At 45.7% G+C, this 18162-nt stretch carries 15 protein-coding genes; 2 read left to right on the plus strand and 13 right to left on the minus strand.

Annotated features, from left to right (window positions below; all coding sequences use genetic code 11):
• Positions 1-96 precede the first annotated feature (96 nt).
• The 7 genes from AC1DF0_RS19105 to AC1DF0_RS19135 all read right to left on the minus strand — a co-directional run bounded on the left by AC1DF0_RS19105 (position 97) and on the right by AC1DF0_RS19135 (position 7556).
• Positions 97-2103, minus strand: coding sequence for an ABC transporter substrate-binding protein (locus tag AC1DF0_RS19105; protein ID WP_477574990.1), 2007 nt, complete (start codon positions 2101-2103; stop codon positions 97-99).
• 411 nt (positions 2104-2514) lie between these two features.
• Positions 2515-3183, minus strand: coding sequence for a pentapeptide repeat-containing protein (locus tag AC1DF0_RS19110; RefSeq protein WP_477574991.1), 669 nt, complete (start codon positions 3181-3183; stop codon positions 2515-2517).
• Between the two features lie 535 nt (positions 3184-3718).
• The gene (locus tag AC1DF0_RS19115; protein WP_477574992.1) at positions 3719-4237 is read right to left on the minus strand and encodes a DUF3231 family protein; all 519 of its coding nucleotides are present in this window, start codon (positions 4235-4237) and stop codon (positions 3719-3721) included.
• 201 nt (positions 4238-4438) lie between these two features.
• A complete protein-coding gene (locus AC1DF0_RS19120; RefSeq protein WP_477574993.1) occupies positions 4439-4651 on the minus strand; it encodes a hypothetical protein in 213 nt (70 codons plus the stop codon).
• A 221-nt stretch (positions 4652-4872) separates the two neighbouring features.
• Complete coding sequence (locus AC1DF0_RS19125; RefSeq protein WP_477574994.1) at positions 4873-5955, minus strand: Gfo/Idh/MocA family protein; 1083 nt, start codon at positions 5953-5955, stop codon at positions 4873-4875.
• Positions 5956-6062: 107 nt separating this feature from the next.
• Positions 6063-6485 carry an MFS transporter gene (locus AC1DF0_RS19130; protein ID WP_477574995.1) on the minus strand — a complete coding sequence of 141 codons (423 nt, stop codon included), beginning with the start codon at positions 6483-6485 and terminating at the stop codon, positions 6063-6065.
• Between the two features lie 174 nt (positions 6486-6659).
• Positions 6660-7556: an AraC family transcriptional regulator gene (locus AC1DF0_RS19135; RefSeq protein ID WP_477574996.1), complete on the minus strand. Its 897-nt coding sequence runs from the start codon at positions 7554-7556 to the stop codon at positions 6660-6662.
• A 183-nt stretch (positions 7557-7739) separates the two neighbouring features.
• Between AC1DF0_RS19135 and AC1DF0_RS19140 the strand changes: the two genes are divergently transcribed.
• On the plus strand, positions 7740-8591 hold the full coding sequence (locus AC1DF0_RS19140; protein ID WP_477574997.1) for an aldo/keto reductase: 852 nt from the start codon (positions 7740-7742) through the stop codon (positions 8589-8591).
• Positions 8592-8689: 98 nt separating this feature from the next.
• Here the strand turns inward: AC1DF0_RS19140 and ppsA are convergent, their stop codons facing one another.
• Together ppsA and AC1DF0_RS19150 are read right to left on the minus strand one after the other, a co-directional pair.
• Complete coding sequence (gene ppsA, locus AC1DF0_RS19145; protein WP_477574998.1) at positions 8690-11305, minus strand: phosphoenolpyruvate synthase; 2616 nt, start codon at positions 11303-11305, stop codon at positions 8690-8692.
• Positions 11306-11609: 304 nt separating this feature from the next.
• Positions 11610-11948, minus strand: coding sequence for an ArsR/SmtB family transcription factor (locus AC1DF0_RS19150; RefSeq protein WP_442053085.1), 339 nt, complete (start codon positions 11946-11948; stop codon positions 11610-11612).
• A 143-nt stretch (positions 11949-12091) separates the two neighbouring features.
• On the opposite strand from AC1DF0_RS19150, the gene AC1DF0_RS19155 reads away from it, so the two are divergent.
• On the plus strand, positions 12092-13459 hold the full coding sequence (locus tag AC1DF0_RS19155; RefSeq protein ID WP_477574999.1) for an MFS transporter: 1368 nt from the start codon (positions 12092-12094) through the stop codon (positions 13457-13459).
• On the opposite strand, the gene AC1DF0_RS19160 is transcribed toward AC1DF0_RS19155, so the two are convergent.
• From AC1DF0_RS19160 to AC1DF0_RS19175, 4 genes are all read right to left on the minus strand, one after another.
• Positions 13367-13618, minus strand: coding sequence for an epoxide hydrolase N-terminal domain-containing protein (locus tag AC1DF0_RS19160; protein ID WP_442053092.1), 252 nt, complete (start codon positions 13616-13618; stop codon positions 13367-13369). The two genes, AC1DF0_RS19155 and AC1DF0_RS19160, sit on opposite strands and share 93 nt — an antisense overlap.
• 169 nt (positions 13619-13787) lie before the next feature.
• Positions 13788-14684, minus strand: a complete 897-nt coding sequence (locus tag AC1DF0_RS19165) for a copper amine oxidase N-terminal domain-containing protein (RefSeq protein WP_477575000.1) — start codon at positions 14682-14684, stop codon at positions 13788-13790.
• A gap of 77 nt (positions 14685-14761) precedes the next feature.
• Positions 14762-15313: a cyclase family protein gene (locus AC1DF0_RS19170; protein WP_442053082.1), complete on the minus strand. Its 552-nt coding sequence runs from the start codon at positions 15311-15313 to the stop codon at positions 14762-14764.
• 490 nt (positions 15314-15803) lie between these two features.
• Positions 15804-18059 carry an ATP-binding cassette domain-containing protein gene (locus AC1DF0_RS19175; protein WP_477575001.1) on the minus strand — a complete coding sequence of 752 codons (2256 nt, stop codon included), beginning with the start codon at positions 18057-18059 and terminating at the stop codon, positions 15804-15806.
• Positions 18060-18162: the final 103 nt, after the last annotated feature.

Below are 18162 nucleotides of genomic sequence, written 5' to 3' on the forward strand. Positions count from 1 at the left end.
CCATTTCGCATCGCGCGAATGTCTTCAGAATGAACACGCCGTCGCAAGGGGAGGAGCTCCCGCTCCGCCCACTGCGACACGTATGCGAAATAAAGGTTACGGCTTCAAATAGAACTGCGCGGGGTGGGCCGCTCCAAGCGAACGGAACTCGTCGGCCCAGATCAGATCCTCCGGAATGTTGCCCATTTTGTTCGATGCGGCGATCAAAGTCGGCGTCGGGCCGGCATATCCAATCACCCATTGGTTCTTCTTGTGCAGCTTGACGATCTCGTCGCCGAGCCGGTTAATCTCTTCGGCCGTTCCGGCCGCCTTGATCTGATCCCAGTACTCGAGAATTTTGGCGACGTCGCCCTCGGGCTTTATGCCTTCCTTACCTCCGGACGAAACGTACAAGCCGTATTGCCCATACCACGGAGTAAGGACGCGAAGCGGCACGAGCGCATCGGGACGGTAAGCGACGTTCACGACGGAAATGTTCTCGATGCTCACCGGCACCTGATTCGAATACTTCAGCTCCTGCAGCGTCGCTTGATCGACAAGCTTCACATTCGTCTTAATGCCCATATCCTCGTAATACTTCTTGAGGAGTTCGGTGTAATTGGCGCTCTCCTCCGAGGAGTCCATTATCGTGAGGGTCACGTCAGAGCCGTCGGGGAACAGCCGGAAGTTATTCTTGTCGCGCTTCGTTAATCCGATCTCGTCGAGCAGCGCGTTCGCCCGGTCAGGATCGAAGCTCGACCATTGATCCGCCCATCCTTCCTGGTAGCCTACGAGCCCTTCCTGGACGGAAGCCTGAATCGGATCCGCGATGCCGTTCGTCACGATTTCCGTAATTTCAGTGCGGTTAACCCCGAGGGAAAGCGCTTCCCTGAATCGGATATCTTGGAACAATGTACGAAGGTTAGGATCGTCGATCGTTTGGTTGAGCTGGATGCCCGATGTCATCCAAGCCGGCTGCTGCCAAGTGATGACGCGGAAATCTCCCTTCTTCTCGTTTTCCTTCAGCACGGTGAAATCCTGCGTCCCGAACGTGGATAAGTTAAAGTCGCCAGCCAGCGTGCCGAGAACCCGCTGGCTCGGATCTTGAATCTTCGTCGCGACGATTCGGTCCAGGTAAGGCAATTGATTGCCTTCCGGATCCGTTTTCCAATAATACGGGTTCCGCTCCATAATGAACTGGTCGCTGTTCGGATCGTTCTTGGCCACCCATGGCCGGAGCGTCGGGATTTGCGGATAAAGCCAGTAATAATAACCGGTTTCCTTCAGGAAGGCGGTCGTATCCTCGAAGCCCCACTGCTTGGCGATCTCCAGCGCTTTGTCCTCGCCGACAAGCTCGGGCAAGATGGTCTCGTGGAAATGGGCCGGTGCGAAAAACCACTTATTGTCGATCGCGACCCGTTCGAGAAACTGTACGCTCGGGTACTTGTGAGTGACCTTGAACGTATAATCGTCGACCTTCGTGACCGTAGCTAACGCTTTATCGCCGGTAACCGGATCAACCGAGTAATAGGCATCGTAGATCGCCTTGCCGAATGTTTCTTTCGTCAGCATATGCTCCCAATAGAACAGCACGTCGTTCGCGGTAAAAGGCTTGCCGTCGGACCATTTCATCCCTTCCCTGAGATGGATGGTGAACTCGGTCGAATTTTCGTTGACCTCATAGCCTTTGGCTACGTTCGGCTCGACGCCGCTGCCGTCCTTGTTGAACCGGAAAAGCGCCTCCTCCGTCGGTTGTCCGACGGACCACTTGTCGCCCGGGCCCGTCCAAGCCATCGTCCAATCGCCGCCGTATTGCCCGATCTGCTCGACCACGGGCTCTACCATGACGTCTGCCTGGACCGGGAGGCGTTCCGCTAGCGGGGGGAGCGAGCCGTCTGCTACGAGCTTTGCGAGCATAGGTGCTTCTTTCTCCGCTATCGTGCCGGTCCCGCCACTGCCCCCTCCACCGCCTTTGCCTTCTTCCTTGTTCTCGGCCTTATTGTCGCTTCTCGGCTTCTCGGTCGCGTCCGATGAGGCTGGCGAATTGTTGTTATTCGTGCACCCTGCGGCAATAATGGAACAGATGACTAATAGAACGACTAGAAACTTCCTCTGTCTCCTCAAATTAACCCCTCCATTCATGAACTATGCTTGTTTCCGCTGCACTTCCCTTTGCTTCTTGCCTTCTGCCGATTCTCGGCTGCCGTGAAGATCCGACCGATCACCTCCGTTGCAAGTTAAACCGGTTTAATTTTTTGTAAATTGTATGCGCTTTTTTCGAAAGAATGTCACCTATTAAAGCGGTTTAAATAACAAACCTCACAATATGTAAGCGCTTCGCTATCTTTCTCGCTACCCTATCTGAGACAACGGAAAAAACCTCCCTGTAAAGGGAGGTTTTTCAGTTTCCATTAACCAGCGTCACTTCTTTTTGGAAGATGATTTTCGCCTTTCCGTCGTAAGGATTGTACAGCTCATTCCGCGGACTTCATCCGGACCATATGTCATTGCCCACCAGCTGATTTATCAACCAATTTAAATAACAGTAACCTTAGACAGATCGACATCCATGCCCTTTAGAGAAGCATAAGTCAACTTATCCATCATCGCTCCGTCAAAGCATATGGTTTTAATGACGCGATAATATTTTTTCGTTAACGTAAAACCTGAAATAAAAGACACATTTTTAAGCGTTGCACCCCTAAACGAAACTCCGTTCAATGCCGCCTTATCAAACTTCACGCCAATAAAGGTTTGCCCGTCAAAACGCTGACCGCCCAAGTCGGAGTATTTGAAGTCAACCCCATCAAATAAACAATCTTTAAAAATCGTTTTTCTAAGATCGGTCAGTGTTAACGTCACGTCGGTCAGTCTTACTCCTGTGAATTTGGCTCCATTAAGCCCCGACTTGCTGAAATTGGTTCGCACAAGAATTGTTTTATTGAAGCTTGCATTTGTCAGGTCAAGTCCGGATAGGCTGCTGTCCGTTAGATTGGCGCCGTCAAAATTAGCTTCGCGCATGTCGCTGCTCTTAAACGAACTGCCGTTCAAATCTGCGCCCGAAAAGTCAGAACCATGCAACGCGCTGCCATTAAACTGTCCTTTATGGGCCGTAACGCCAGCAAAGTCACTATTCACCAGGTTGCTTGCGCTAAAGTTTGTTACCACCTTACGTTCCAACGAGCGGGGCAATTTCTGATTCATAACATCATCTCCCTTATAATAAGTTTTTAAATACGCGCTTTGCGTTTTCCAGTTGCTTTTGTTGCGGGCGTAAGCAGCTTTACCCTTTTCGTTAATTCTAAAATATTCATGTAGCGATTATCAGCTTCAGATAAAAGTCATAATATCATCGTGTCGGTATGACAGCAGATCGGATGTAATTTTGTTCTCACTCGTTTAATCACCCCGTACCTGTATAATACGACACACTACCTTGACTGTCAAGGTAGTGTTATAAATTAATTACTTTGCCTATAAACTTCGCTCTGCGCGGAACTTCATCGATATATGTTTTTGTCCTTTGACCATACTTTGTCACTTTAAATGGTTTCCTTATCCTCCGACATGTCCCAAGTTCATTTACACAAATCTAATTCAAATAACCCGCTAGCATTAAGCTAAGCGAGTTATTTTTTGTGTGATATTTTAAGTCGACCCCTTGGCTTTTCAACCGACCAAGCCAATTAAATGAAAAAGGCCAAATTAAACTCCACTATTAAATTTTATTTTTTTGAAATTATACATTAACTGTTTCTGGTCTCTTGATAAGTAAAGGAGGCGGAACTAGCCATCCTTTATCCTTAAGCATTCTAAGGGTTTTACCGCCAAGTACCGTTTTTGCGGCAGCATATTTTGCAAATATTGCACCAATATCTTCGCGAATACACATTGCCATTGCTTGAGTGCAAGCAACAACACCAGCTGCTGTGTCGGTAGATATCGCAGTGGCAATCTCCTGATCCGCTAAACGAGCACCCACAGGGATATCTTCGAGATTGGCTTTAGGCCTATCAGCCATTGTTGGAGCAGAAGCGATACCATTCGCATTAAGTATTTCGTCCAGTTCTTTTATCTCTTGTTTTGCTTGATCAATGTAGTCCTCAATCAACTTCCTTAGGTCTTTATCACCTGCGTGGTTTAAATATGCTTGATAAAAAGAAACTGCTGCTTTAGCTGTAGTAGAAGCTGTCCAGACACTGGATACTTCACCGAAATGCATTGGTTCATCTTTTGGATTACCGCTTAAAATTCCCACGAAAAAGTTGCCCCCTTTGTTGTTAAATCAAATGTATGTTGTCCATTATGCAGTACAATCACCCGCATCAATTGATTACTTATTTTTCCACAAAAATTAGCTCAAACTTGCGCAAAATACGATTAATCAACCGCTGAACGGCGCCGGATGACGAGAATCTATGAAATGAGCACAAAGAAGACAATGAACATATTCCGAGTCTTAGTCAGCACCTTCTTTAGTATGCCTTGCTAAGAATCCGTCCAGGATCTCTGCCATTGGCCCGTTTTCCAACGGTCCTTTAAGCTCGTTCCTAACCAGGAGTAATGCAGCTGCAGGAGGCATCTCTATTGTTCGCAGCGCATCGATCAGCGTATTCTCTTCGTCATTAAGTCGCTTTATGTAGTGCAACTCTATCGGTTCAGGTGTTATCACTAGCTTCACTCTCTTTCGGGAGATTTGTGTCTCTCCAAGCAAACGGCTCCATAAAATATACTTGTTATTACTGGTCATGTTATTAGTCGCAATGAACTCAAATTATTGTGTCCAAGCATCCTGTTTATATACGCAAATTTGGACCATTTAAAGGGCGTACTACAAAAAGAGGATTTGCCAATATGGAAAATCCCCTCCCCTTCATGCATTCCTCAAATAAATTAATACGGCAGCTCCACCGATACCTCGCGACGGGCTTCAGCTGATCGCAACACCCCGTCGATGATAGCTTGTTGGATAAGTATTTGATCACCTGGAATAGGTGCCGGTCTTGAATCCCGAACCGCTTCAGCGAAATCATGCACTTTTTGATCGAACAGATTCAATTGATGCTGAACCAGCGGGATCGGCGTTGATGTATGGCCGCCGAATTCATCATGATAAAGAGTTATGGATCCGACGGATCCGTCCCACACTCCAGACCAAGGACCAGCACCTGCCGGCGTTACTTTTAACCCCGCATCCGTGCCTAGGAACATCGTCGCTCCGAGCGTATCCATATGCATCGCCCAAGATATTTTGAACTGCAGCACGAGATCGTTCTCGAAACGGACCATCGCCACGCCGAAATCTTCGACTTCAAACTTGCTCGCTTCTGGATGGTAAAGCGAATTTGTACCAAAATGGTTAGACGTAAATGCAGATACGGTTAGTGGACGAGGATATCCAAGCGTATTTAGTGCCATATCCAACGAGTAACACCCAATATCGGCCATTGCGCCTGCTCCTGCAAGCTTTTTACTTATGAATGTGCCTCCTGGCATACCTCTGCGACGTCCGCCGCCCGTTTCGACGTAATAGACGTTACCGAGGCGCCCGGATTGCACGATCGTTTGCAGAAGTTTCATATTCGGATCGTAGCGCGGTTGGAAGCCTAACGTCAGCATCTTTCCGCTTTCCTTCGCTGCCTGCGTCATTTCAATTCCTTCTTGAAGCGTGACAGACATCGGTTTTTCAAGCAGAACGTTTTTACCCGCGCGCAAAGAATCGACCGTCGTGATATGATGCGATACGTTCGGCGTGCAAATGCTGACTCCATCCAAATCCATTCGCAACAGCTCGGTGTGGCTGTCGAATGAAGCTGTTTCTTTCAACCCTTCGGCTTCTGCAAACGCGAGCGCCTTACCCGCAATGACATCTGCCACACCTACAATCTCGACGTACGGCAGCTTTTTGTATGCCGATACATGCGCTCTGGCAATGCCACCAGTTCCGATTATCCCGATACGCAGCTTTTTACTCATTGTGCAATCCTTCTTCCTCATGAATATGTATGAAGTGAACTTTCCATTAATAGCATTACAGATTTAAGATAGCATACAGAAGGGACAAAGTTTAGTTCAGTTTGATGTCATTTGATGTGCAATTTTGCGACAGAGTCCATCCCCTCACTATTTAACTGAGCAATGATACCGCCGCCTAAGTTACCCGCTAACCTCCCGATAATAGACCCATTGTAATATATGGTTGAGGACATTCCCGGTGAATCTGGAAGCAGTTCCGTGAAGTAGCTTAGTCCATTGCCCATAACAATAGCGACAAACACTGCCTGCAAAAGCTGAGCTGCGATAAGCTGCCAGGAATGCGTTGAAACACTTATAATAATATTGTAAATGATTGCGATAAAGCAGGCGCCGATCAATAGTAAATGGTTCGATAACTTTTTGCCCAAGGCACCTAGCACAATCATAACGGGAATTTCCAAGCCGCCACAGATACTAACAACCAGCCCTACGTCTGTATGTGTACCATGAAGCTCGTTTACAATCAACATTGGCGTGATGATACCGTTTAATGGCATTTACCGCAAATAGAAGAATGAAAGCAATCAGTGGAAACCAAATCAGCTTACGGTTGATTGAAATGGTGTCAGTACTGCCTTGTTTCTTTTTTTGAGCCGCTCTTTTTTTAGGCAGAAATAGTAATACTATAGATGCACATCAACTGCTTACGTCGATGCTTTAAGATGTTTGATATCTTGTATCGGAGGAAATCCAAACATTCTAGAATACTCACGGCTGAATTGGGATGTACTTTCATAACCTACTCGGTATGCAACATCAGTGGCATCTGCTGACTCCGTTAATAACAGACGCCGAGCTTCCTGTAGTCTCATTTGTTTTTGAAACTGAATAGGACTCATGGCTGTTACGTCTTTAAAATGTCGATGAAACGATGAAATACTCATATTCGCTATTTCTGCAAGCTCTTCGATCCGAAAGGAATGATTGAAATGATTCATAATATGTTCAATAACATCTCTGATTTGGCGGATCGAGCTCTCTTCCATCACAATTCCTTTTAACATGTCTCCATTCTGACCTTGCAGCACCCTATAAAGAATTTCCTCCGTATATAATGGGGCGAGCATAGAAATATCTTCAGGTGAATCTAATAGACGTAATAATCGGATGACCGCATCTAATAGTGACGATTCAATATGGCTTACAAACATAGCTCGTTTTGAGCTTTCTTTAGGGTTAGCTCGAAGTTCAGTGTCATGTAAAACCTTTAAGATTTGACTAGGTGTAAACTCAAGCCTGAGACCTAAATAAGGCACATCGGGAGTGGCTTCAGTGACTTGAGTAGTAACAGGCAAATGAACGGATGCTACTAGGTAATCGGCAGGACTATAGATAAAACGTTCCTTCGCAAGCCATACTTCCTTCTCCCCTTGTGCAACCAAACAGAAGGACGGTTTATACACGCCGTGACTCGGCCCAGACGCTATTGAACGGCGCATAATATATAGAGACGGAATAGCCGTACTTTGAACTCCGTCCTCTTCTAGATACCGTTCAATGATGCTTGCGAGCTCATTCTGCCGTGTGACTTTTTTAGACATTTGATGTTCTCCGTTTCGTTTTACTGTATAGTTCGATTATAGTCCATATTTATATGTGAAATAAGTGGTTGTGAGAGGATTAGGCAAACATTTGACACGAATGGGATAACGACCGCTTTATCATATCGTGCATAATAAGAATGTGAAAAACACATAATCATTCATAATATTGGAGGATTTTATATGCAAAATGTAACGTTGAACAATGGTGTTGAGATGCCTCTACTCGGATTTGGTGTTTTTCAAATTCAAGATGAAAGTGAATGCGAACAAAGCGTTTATGACGCTATTATGGCGGGCTATCGGCTGATTGATACCGCTGCCTCTTATCTAAATGAGGAAGCAGTTGGCAGAGCGATCAAACGTAGTGGTGTATCACGAGAGGAATTATTTATCACTACGAAACTTTGGGTACAGGATACCGGTTATGATCGTACAAAAAAAGCATTCGACAATTCACTGAAGCGTTTGCAATTAGATTATTTGGATTTGTATCTCATTCATCAGCCGTATGGAGATGTATACGGTTCTTGGCGCGCGATGGAAGAATTGTATCGCGAAGGTAAGGTCAGGGCCATTGGAGTCAGCAATTTTCATGAGGATCGTCTGATCGATTTGATTATTCATAATGAAGTGGCTCCAGCTGTAAATCAAGTTGAAACACACCCTTTCAATCAGCAAATCGACAACGCGAAATTTATGAAAGAGCATCATGTTCAGATCGAATCCTGGGCGCCTTTTGCCGAAGGAAAAAATAACATGTTCCAGAATGAGGTATTGGTGCCTATAGCAGAAAAGTATAATAAATCCGTTGCTCAAGTCGTTCTACGTTGGCTGGCACAAAGAGAAGTCGTTGTAATTCCTAAGTCGGTTCGAAAAGAAAGAATAATCGAAAACTTCAATATTTTCGATTTTGAATTAGATCAAGCGGATATGGAGCTAATTGCTGCGTTAGATACGAAGCAGAGCCTGTTTTTTTCCCATCGCGATCCTGAAATGGTGAAATGGCTTGGCACCCGCAAACTCGAAATCTGATAAAGCGCAAATAAATATACTTTTATAGTACACCCCCAAAATCAATGATTATGGGGGTGCTTTATGTCACGAAAGAGACTCATACCTGACGTATTGTATCATGATAATATTTCGATATACCCGTCTGTTCCATTCACGCGAATTCGTTGCCCATCTTTTATGATTTTGGTAGCGTTCTCCACCCCGACAACTGCTGGCAAACCATATTCACGTGCGATAACGGCTCCATGGGTCATCAGCCCTCCGACCTCAGTAACTAGTCCTTTAATGGATACAAACAATGAAGTCCAGCCAGGGTCAGTAAACGCGGTGACTAATACATCTCCATCTTCCAGAACAGCAGCTTCCATGTTTAAGATGACACGTGCTCGCCCCTCTATAATTCCGGTAGAAACAGGAAGACCTACAATTGCCTCGGCTGGGATATTTTCTCGATCGTATTTACCCGCAATGATTTCACCATCAGACGTGATTACACGCGGGGGAGTTAGTTTTTCGAAAAAATGGTAATCGTCTTTTCGTTTACTGATGATCTGATAATCCAGTTTATTTGTGCGTACGACTTCGTGAAGTTCATCCAAAGTGAGATAGAATATATCTTCTTTTTCATGAATAACACTAGCTTGTACGAGTTGTTCGGCTTCTTTCAATAAAGCCTGCTTGTATATGAAGTAGCGATTGATCATGCCGTATTTGGGATACTCACGATAGCCGATGAAATTCCGGATTAGGCTGATCACTCGTTTTGTCTCCTCAGCTTTTTGTTCACCATCCGGTAATTGCTTCAATCGATCTAATATCTCTTGTTCTTTTTCTAAAGCTTCCTGTCGCCCCTGCTCAAATTTCCGTTTGCCGGCATTAGGATCGAAGTTTTTGATATTGCTGAGAATCATAGGGACAAGTGTAATTGGTTTTTCACTCCAACGCGTTCTGGAAATATCGATTTCACCGGCGCATCGCATTCCGTATTTGCCCAGATAAGCATTGATAGCGACTTGCGTTTCCTGTCCACCATCAAACTTAACCAGTTCATCCAAAAAGTTATCATCTTTTACATGTTGTAAATAATCAATGATTTGCGGATAAGGACGAATCACATCTGCGACATCCAATAGAGCCAGACCCATTTCCGAAGTAATGTTGTTTGGTACAGATTGAGATAGCGTATCTGCTGCGTTTTTTTCACCTAACCACTCGTACATTTTTTCGTTAATCCACGACGAAGCATTCATAGCACTCATAAAAACCTTTGTACTTTGCGGGTCAAATAAGTTCTTCTTTAATTCCTGGAGATCTTCCAAAATAAAATCAAATAAAGCTGCTCCTGATTTCGTTTGAATGTTTTGTTTTAAGTCTTCTATCGATATTTGACTGTTCTTAATCAAATCAGAAACGATAGCCGGGTCGTTATCGATTTGTGTTTGAAAAACTGCAGACGACTTGCCTTTACTGCTATTATCGGGACTCGGTTCTTTTCTATCATCTGGCAACGATTTTATATATTCACGCTCTATTAAGGTCAAAAACGCGTCTTTTGTGAGTGGATCGGATTTTCCCAGGGTATTTATAAAAGTTTCTCTGCTGACAGGTGAAGCCAGCATATGCGTAACATCAACAAACAACCTTCCACCAGCTTTACGCATAGGTGCAGGAGTTATTAACATGTAAAAAGACAGTCCCAATGGTTTCATCGGATCGGTCATCATTTGTTGATGGCCGACAGATACATAAACGTGATTTTTTTGATCATTCGCTTCAGGAATCGGGAATAAAGTAGTGATTGGCCGACTTTGGACAATATAAAATGCATCATCAACCAAACACCATTCGATATCCTGAGGACGGCCGAAATAAGCTTCAATCTGTCTTCCGATGCGTGCCAGTTGTAAAATTTGTTGTTCAGTAAGCGTTTGAGTCTGCTGCTGCGCAGTATCGATCTGCTGTGTCTCTGTTCCGCCTTCTTTTCGTCCATAGATTGCTATTTTTTTGGTAGCTATCCTTTTATCGACGATTTCCCCATCCTGCACTTTATAACAATCGGCAGATACTAAGCCAGAGACCAATGCTTCTCCAAGTCCAAAACTGGCATCGATTGATAGAAGCTTTCGGTTAGAAGTAATGGGATCAGCGGTGAATAAAATGCCTGAAGCCTGCGGGAATACCATCTTTTGAACGATAACGGATAAATATACATGCCTGTGGTCAAATCCATTTTGTATACGGTAGATTACCGCGCGATCCGTAAATAGGGATGCCCAGCATTTGCTGATATGCTGCAAAATGGCTTCGAGTCCGATGATATTTAAATAGGTGTCTTGTTGACCAGCGAATGAGGCATGTGGCAAATCCTCTGCAGTCGCACTAGAACGTACCGCATAGGCATATTCATCACCAAACTGGATGAGATAGTGAGTCACTGCTTTCACAACTTCGGATGGAATTTCAACTTCTATAATGATTTGTCGAATCTGCTTGTTGATTTCACTAATTTGATCTCGATCTGCTGCTTTTAGCAACGTTAGCCGATCCAACAATGATTGAAACGTTTCGTTATGTTCGATTACCTTTTGATATCCTACTGTTGTAACACAAAATCCTTCTGGAACTTGTATACCTGCCATTTTTGATAATTCCCCTAGATTCAACCCTTTTCCGCCAACGAGCGAAAGCTGCGTATTGTCCATTTCCTGAAAACCGAGAACTAAAGAACTCATTCAACATCTCTCCTAACCATTAAATTGAGAAAAACATTTGACAAAGATTTAAAGGCGTGGTATTCTTAAAGTGTAAGATACATATTCTATGTCTTCTTCGACTTCGGAGTCGTGATCTGATTATATCATCACGTCTTTTTATATGCAATATGAAAGAACCTGAGTAAACTATTCAGGTTCTTTTTTGTTATATGATCTGATTCGATACCCCCCACTCTCCTTCCAATTCTCCTTGAATAACATAAATGACCTCAGCTTCCAACTGTGTTGGAAATTGAGGTCATTTTATTTGTGATCTGGGCTGTCACGGCAAAGGGTAAGCCGCCGCCTCGCCTGTCGATGATTCGTAGGCTTGCAGAACCGTATCGAGCAATCCTGGGAAACGAGCTTCCAAATCTTCATGCCGAATGCTCAGCAGTCTATGCGTACCTTGTATTCGGGTACGAACAATTCCCGCTTCGCGGAGTGTTCGCGTATGATGGGACAAGGTTGACTTGACGATGGGCAATTCAAGATTTCCGCATGACCCCTCCCCCATCTTGACCAATGTAGCCACCAATCGTATGCGAATTGGATCGCTAAGTGCATACAGTACTGAAGTGAGTTGAATATCCGCTCGATCGGGATGATGTAACACTTTCACCTAAAGCGCCCCCTTTCGTCGATAACCTGTAATCGTTGTCAACAAATTAGTTAGTAAGTTGTAATTGCATCTTATCACATTCCATGCTATATTTCTAATGTTCGATTACAATCGAACATTAGAACTTAGAAACGAGGGATATCATGTCAAATATGAACCTGGCCGTTCGCGCAAGTGTAGACAAGGAACAGATCCGGGAAGGTGTCGTCACGCTTCTGCTCGGATTTACCATCGTGCTTGTCATTATGAATACAATGATGTTCAACCTCGCACTGCCCGATGTCGCGCATGACTTCGCGCTTTCATCCACCTCGGTATCCTGGATCGTGACAGGATACTCTATTCTGTTTGCTATATCGTCCATCACGTACAGCAGGCTGTCCGATTTCGTTCCAATTCGAAGATTGTATGTAATTGGCATACTATCGTTCGGTGTAGCCGCAATCATTGGCTTATTCAGCGATAGCTTTATTCCGCTCTTATTCGCGCGTCTGCTACAGGCCTCCGGTGCAGGTGCCATTCCAGCACTTTCCATGGTTCTCATTACAAGATATATTCCCGTAGGCAGAAGGGGCAAAGCGATGGCCGCCATTATGTCAGCTGCCTCGCTTGGTCTAGGCTTAGGTCCCGTCATCGGAGGAGTAATTGTAGAGTATTGGGGCTGGCATTATCTATTTGGTGTCACTTCGCTCACTTTGCTGTTGATCCCTTTCTATGTCCGTCTACTTCCCAAAGAAACGCCTGCAAAAGGAAGCTTCGATCTGCTTGGAGCCTTATTCGTAGGGATAGGAACGACGGGTCTGCTGCTTTTCCTTACTAGCCAAGAATGGTATTGGCTGATCGCCGGTCTAATTGCAATCTTTCTGTTTATTGTGCGCATCCGTACGGCTAAAGATCCGTTCGTCCAACCAGTTCTATTCCGGAATGCGCMTTATTTGATGGTCAGCGCCGTCGGGATCGGCGCATACCTATGCAGCTTCGCCACCTTGTTCATCATGCCGCAAATTTTAGTGCACCAATTCGGACTTTCGGCAAGCCAATCAGGCTTAATCATCTTTCCTGGTTCCTTATTAGCCATGATTTTGTCACGCTTAGTCGGCAAAATAATCGACCGCTTCGGAAATCGTTTTATCATTCAATACATTCCTTTGCTCGTACTTGCTTCTGTCGTATTGTTCGCGCTCTTCGCTGCACAATCTTCATGGGCTATTTTATTCATCTATATGCTAATGAGTGTCGGCTTTACGTTCATTTCCAGCAGCGTCTCGAATGAGCTGTCCCGACTGTTACCTGGATCCCAAGTGGGCTCGGGACTTGGATTATTCCAATTGCTGCAATTTTTCAGCGGTGCATTCGGGATCGCGGCAACAGCTACGGCGCTCGAATGGCAGCAAGCTCGTACACTAGCCTCTGCCTATTCAAGTATCTTCTGGGGAATGACTATTATCGTCTTGCTCGCCATGGTCTGCTCCTATTTCTATATCCGTCATTCCAGACAGATCCACCGGTAGCTGCGGCAGTGCGTTAAGCTTTGCCTCGGTTTTGCGCCAATCGTAATCGGTTCCCCAATGGCGTGCGAGTTCTTGCATCATGACGAGCTGCACGCCTTGCGATGCATCCACAACCTTCTCTTTATCCGGCCATTTTGTCGCGTTGATACGCCTAACCATCTCGGTCAGTTCCGACTCTGGAATATTCACACGAAAGGAAGACTGAAGTGTTTATCCGGAGACTCCTTTGTTATTTCCTCTGGTATGTGAAGCCAGTCAATACTAGGGATAGAGCCATTCCTAAGGACAATTCTTATTCGATTGACGACGAATATCCGAACAGTTTGACTTAATTCGCATCTGTCCTCACTTCGCCTTCAATCGGCATAATAAGTACAAGCTCAGACTCATTATTGGTATAACGTTTAATAGTGGCTTGCTCTTTACTTTCACCATTGCTGTCTATCGTTCCGTAATGCAGCAAATCCGCCATTAGATTATCCATAAAATATACGGACTCGCCAAATGCTTTCGGTTCTGTGCCTGTTTCCCCATTTTCTCCTATCGTATCCTTTTGCCATTTTATTTCGGCAAGTCCATTTTCGTTGATTTCAACATATGTCAGTAATCCTCTATACTCTATGAAATAACGGAGGGCTTCTCCTCTTGGAAACGTGTATAGGGTAGTAAAGCCTTCCCCATAAGGTTGAATATCTGACTCCAAGTTTAACTTTGGAAGGGCGAGTGCAGCCAAGCGCGCATTTACAAGGTCGCCGCTTCTGAGCTTTTGGAACTGCTCCTCGCCAGTCGGCGTGCGCACGATGACTTCCTTGCTTTTATTGTCATACGTAGTCGTGCCGCCTAGCATTTCCGTTACGAAGCGAACGGGTATGTAGGTTCGTCCTCGCTTCACTGTTACCGGTGCGTCTAATGCTATTTTTTTCCCGTTGATGTCAGCTGTTCTCAAGCCATCCTTCAAGCGCACCGTTATTTTATTAACCAGATTATTGATAATGATGGTCTTTGTAGATGTCTCATAGGTATAGCTGATTTTTGCGGGATCATGGAAAGATCTTAATTGGACCATCGTTCGGCCATTCACATTTAATACATCGTCCTGGTAGATGCCATTGATAAACACCTTTTGCGTCGTTGTCGTGGAAGGTGCAGCCTTAACCGCAGAGCCTCCATTTACTACTCCCGCTATCGTTAATGCAACCGCAGCTGTTTTCATCCATTTTTTCATCTTAAATCCCTCCCAAAATAGCGCGTCTCAGTGATAAGACGCAAGATTTTGGTTATATGTTACATAAAAAGAAGAAACTATCGAACTAAACGGTCCTTTACCGGTTCAGACTCCACCACCGCAACGGCCCGTACAGGTGACCCGTCGCCACTGACGATGCGCAAAGGAAACCCGTAAAACATAAAATCGGTTTCAACGGGAAGTCGATCCAAACCTCGAAGTCCGGTATACGTTATAATATCGATTCCTAACAACGACCGCTCCAGTTCTTCTGACAGTTCGCCGCCGACAAACGGTGGTCGCAGTGCAGCGAGCCGGTCAAAGCATTCTAGCCCAACGGATTCAATGAAAAACAGCCCACGGCATTCCGGCCAAGCAGGGTCTTCGATCCGTACTACACGCGAAGCTCCAAAAAATCGCTCTAGTGGTAGTTCATCTAATGTCGAGGCACCGGGGTGCATATGTGAGGGCGCATCCACATGGGTTCCGGTATGGCTGCCCATCGAAAGCTGTCTCAGTTCCCAGCTATGACACTCGTATGTATGTGCTACCTTGACTTTTACCTCCGGATCGCCGGGATAAACGGGCATACCATCAGTAATTGGCAACGATAAATCAATCACTTTCACTCATGCCCCTCCTTTCCTACTAGACAGATGAACAAGCTATCTTCTTATAGTGTGCATATACAAGTTATATCACAAAATTTCAATATAAGGATGTGACTTACTATGGCAACAAGAATGATACGAAATTATTCTGTCCATGACATGAGAGATGAAGTCCTCTATTTTAACAAGCTTTGGAAACGGTCATTCACTAACGGAAGAGCAAAGTATGTAGCTCTATCAAATCATTCGACCATCAGACTGACAAACACGACTCCAAGTGGTCAGCTCATTCCGGTCGTTATTCAAAAATACAAAAAAGGAAGTGTTGTTGTCATTATCGATACAGCAGTACATTTACCGCCACATTCAACGAAGAGACTATAGCAGACTGAGGCTTGCAGCACTCAGGTCGGAAAATGTCGTCGCTCCACTCGACGGATCCATTTGGGAATTGAAAAAGAGCCCAGTATAATGGGCTCTCCTTCATTTTCTAATTAAGAATGTAATGCTATATCAAGTATTTTCCCGTGATTGAATGCTCTGCATGGACAATTTGTGGCACTGTGCCCTCAAACACGACCTGACCGCCCTTACCGCCTCCGTCCGGTCCCATATCGATGATCCAGTCCGCTTGACTAATCACTTCGAGGTTATGCTCGATGACGATCACTGTATTGCCTGCATCAACGAGACGGTTCATAATGTCTAGAAGGTGACCGATATCTGACATATGCAGGCCGGTCGTCGGCTCGTCCATCACATAGATGCTGCCCTTCTTATGCAGCTCGCTTGCCAGCTTGATGCGCTGACATTCTCCGCCCGAAAGCGTACTGAGCGGCTGACCGAGAGTTACATAGTTCAAGCCAACATCACTCATCGCCTGGAGCTTGCGTACAACCTCTTTGAGCTGGAAGAAGTCCAATGCCTGCTCCACAGTCATCTCCAGCACCTCTGCAATTGACTTGCCGTTCAGCTTATAGGAGAGTACTTCTTCCTTGAACCGTTTGCCTCCGCATACTTCGCATGGCAGCTTCACGCTGTCCAGGAATGCAAGGTCTGTATACACAACACCTAACCCTTGACAGTTCTCGCAAGCACCTTTGGAATTAAAGCTGAACAAGCCTTGGTTTACCTTGTTCGCAGAAGCAAAAGCTTTGCGCACATCATCCATGATGCCCGTGTAGGTAGCGGGATTCGAGCGTGTGGACACGCCTACAGCCGATTGGTCGATGACGATCGCATCCGGATGTTCGCTGAGAAATACATCGTTAATCAACGTACTCTTGCCCGAACCTGCTACACCTGTAACGACTGTCAGCACCCCTGTTGGTATATCGACACTTACGTTCTGCAAATTGTGCAGGTTGGCATTCTTAATGGTCAGCTTGCCGGATGGCTGTCTGCACTCAAGCTTCAGCTCGAGCGGCCGTTTCATATGGTTTCCTGTCAGCGTACCTGACTCGAGCAAACCCTGATAGCTCCCTTCATACACGATAGTACCGCCGCGACTGCCGGCGTGAGGCCCAACATCGACGATATGGTCTGCCACCTTGATCACGTCAGGATCATGTTCGACGACAATTACGGTATTGCCCTTGTCCCGCAGCTTCTGAAGCAATTCATTCAAACGGTGTACATCACGAGGGTGCAAGCCAACGCTTGGCTCATCGAATATGTATGTAACATCCACTAGACTTCCGCTCAAATGCTTCACCATCTTAACTCGCTGCGATTCGCCGCCGGACAACGTATCCGTCTCGCGATCCAGCGTTAAGTAGTCAAGCCCGATATCCACTAAGTGTTGAAGCCGCTCGGTCAGAGACTTAACAATCGGCGCGGCGACGGCATCGTCAATTTCTCGAATAGCCCGGATGAGCTGTCCGACCTCCATGGATGACATCTCCGCAATGTTTAGTCCATTGATCCTGCAGCCGAGCGTCGACTGACTGAGTCGCGCACCGCGGCAGCTGGAGCAAGGGCCTTCGGAAATGTACGGCGCAACCGATTTCTGAGTGCGCTCGGACTTCGTCTTCAGATCCTGTTTGATGTATTTGTTGGTGAATTTCTCTATAACGCCTTCCACTGTAATATTCATTGCCTTACCGGCGAAATCCATCTGAACTTTCCTCGCCTTGCCGTACAGCAATTGCTCCAGATCATCATCCGTATAATCGTTCAGCTTCTTGTCGGGATCGAAAGGACCCGATTGAACGACCATATTCCACTCCCAACCGTCCACCGAGTAGTCTGGCAGCATGATTGCCCCTTCCTTCAACGACTTCGATAGGTCCACTGCTTTACTCAAGTCGACTCCCAGTCTCCGACCGATCCCATTGCACTCGGGACACATGCCTTGCGGATCGTTGAACGAGAACATATGCGATTGTMCAACATAGGGTTGACCGACACGGGAGAAGAGAAGACGAAGAATTGGAGAGATATCGGTAATCGTGCCCATCGTGGAATGGGAACCGCCGCCGAGCCTTTTCTGATCCACGATAACAGACATGCTCAGGTTCTCAATCGCATCCGTATCCGGCTGTGGCACGCGTGGCAGGAAATTACGCACGAACATGCTGAAGTTCTCATTCAACAATCGCGTGGATTCTGCGGCGATCGTATCGAAAACTATCGATGACTTGCCGGAACCGGATACGCCGGTGAAAATCGTGATCTTCCGCTTAGGAATGCGCAAAGATACGTTCTTGAGATTGTTTTCTCTCGCACCTGAGATAACGATAAACTCCTGATTTGTTTCGCTCATGATCTACATCCTTCCGATCGTGTTGGTTTCTTGTATAATCGTTTCCGCTACGGTTATATCAGATTAAGCAGGCATAACCGGCTGCAATCATTATGCAACCGGT

The sequence above is a fragment of the Paenibacillus sp. 05T425 genome, from assembly GCF_056396205.1.

Bases quoted from the DNA above. Each gene is read 5' to 3' on its own strand.
- AC1DF0_RS19110 (WP_477574991.1), bottom strand. From the start codon at position 3,183: ATGAATCAGAAATTGCCCCGCTCGTTGGAACGTAAGGTGGTAACAAAC.
- AC1DF0_RS19125 (WP_477574994.1), bottom strand. From the start codon at position 5,955: ATGAGTAAAAAGCTGCGTATCGGGATAATCGGAACTGGTGGCATTGCC.
- AC1DF0_RS19130 (WP_477574995.1), bottom strand. From the start codon at position 6,485: ATGTTGATTGTAAACGAGCTTCATGGTACACATACAGACGTAGGGCTG.
- AC1DF0_RS19135 (WP_477574996.1), bottom strand. From the start codon at position 7,556: ATGTCTAAAAAAGTCACACGGCAGAATGAGCTCGCAAGCATCATTGAA.
- AC1DF0_RS19140 (WP_477574997.1), top strand. From the start codon at position 7,740: ATGCAAAATGTAACGTTGAACAATGGTGTTGAGATGCCTCTACTCGGA.
- ppsA (WP_477574998.1), bottom strand. From the start codon at position 11,305: ATGAGTTCTTTAGTTCTCGGTTTTCAGGAAATGGACAATACGCAGCTT.
- AC1DF0_RS19160 (WP_442053092.1), bottom strand. From the start codon at position 13,618: ATGGTTAGGCGTATCAACGCGACAAAATGGCCGGATAAAGAGAAGGTT.
- AC1DF0_RS19165 (WP_477575000.1), bottom strand. From the start codon at position 14,684: ATGAAAAAATGGATGAAAACAGCTGCGGTTGCATTAACGATAGCGGGA.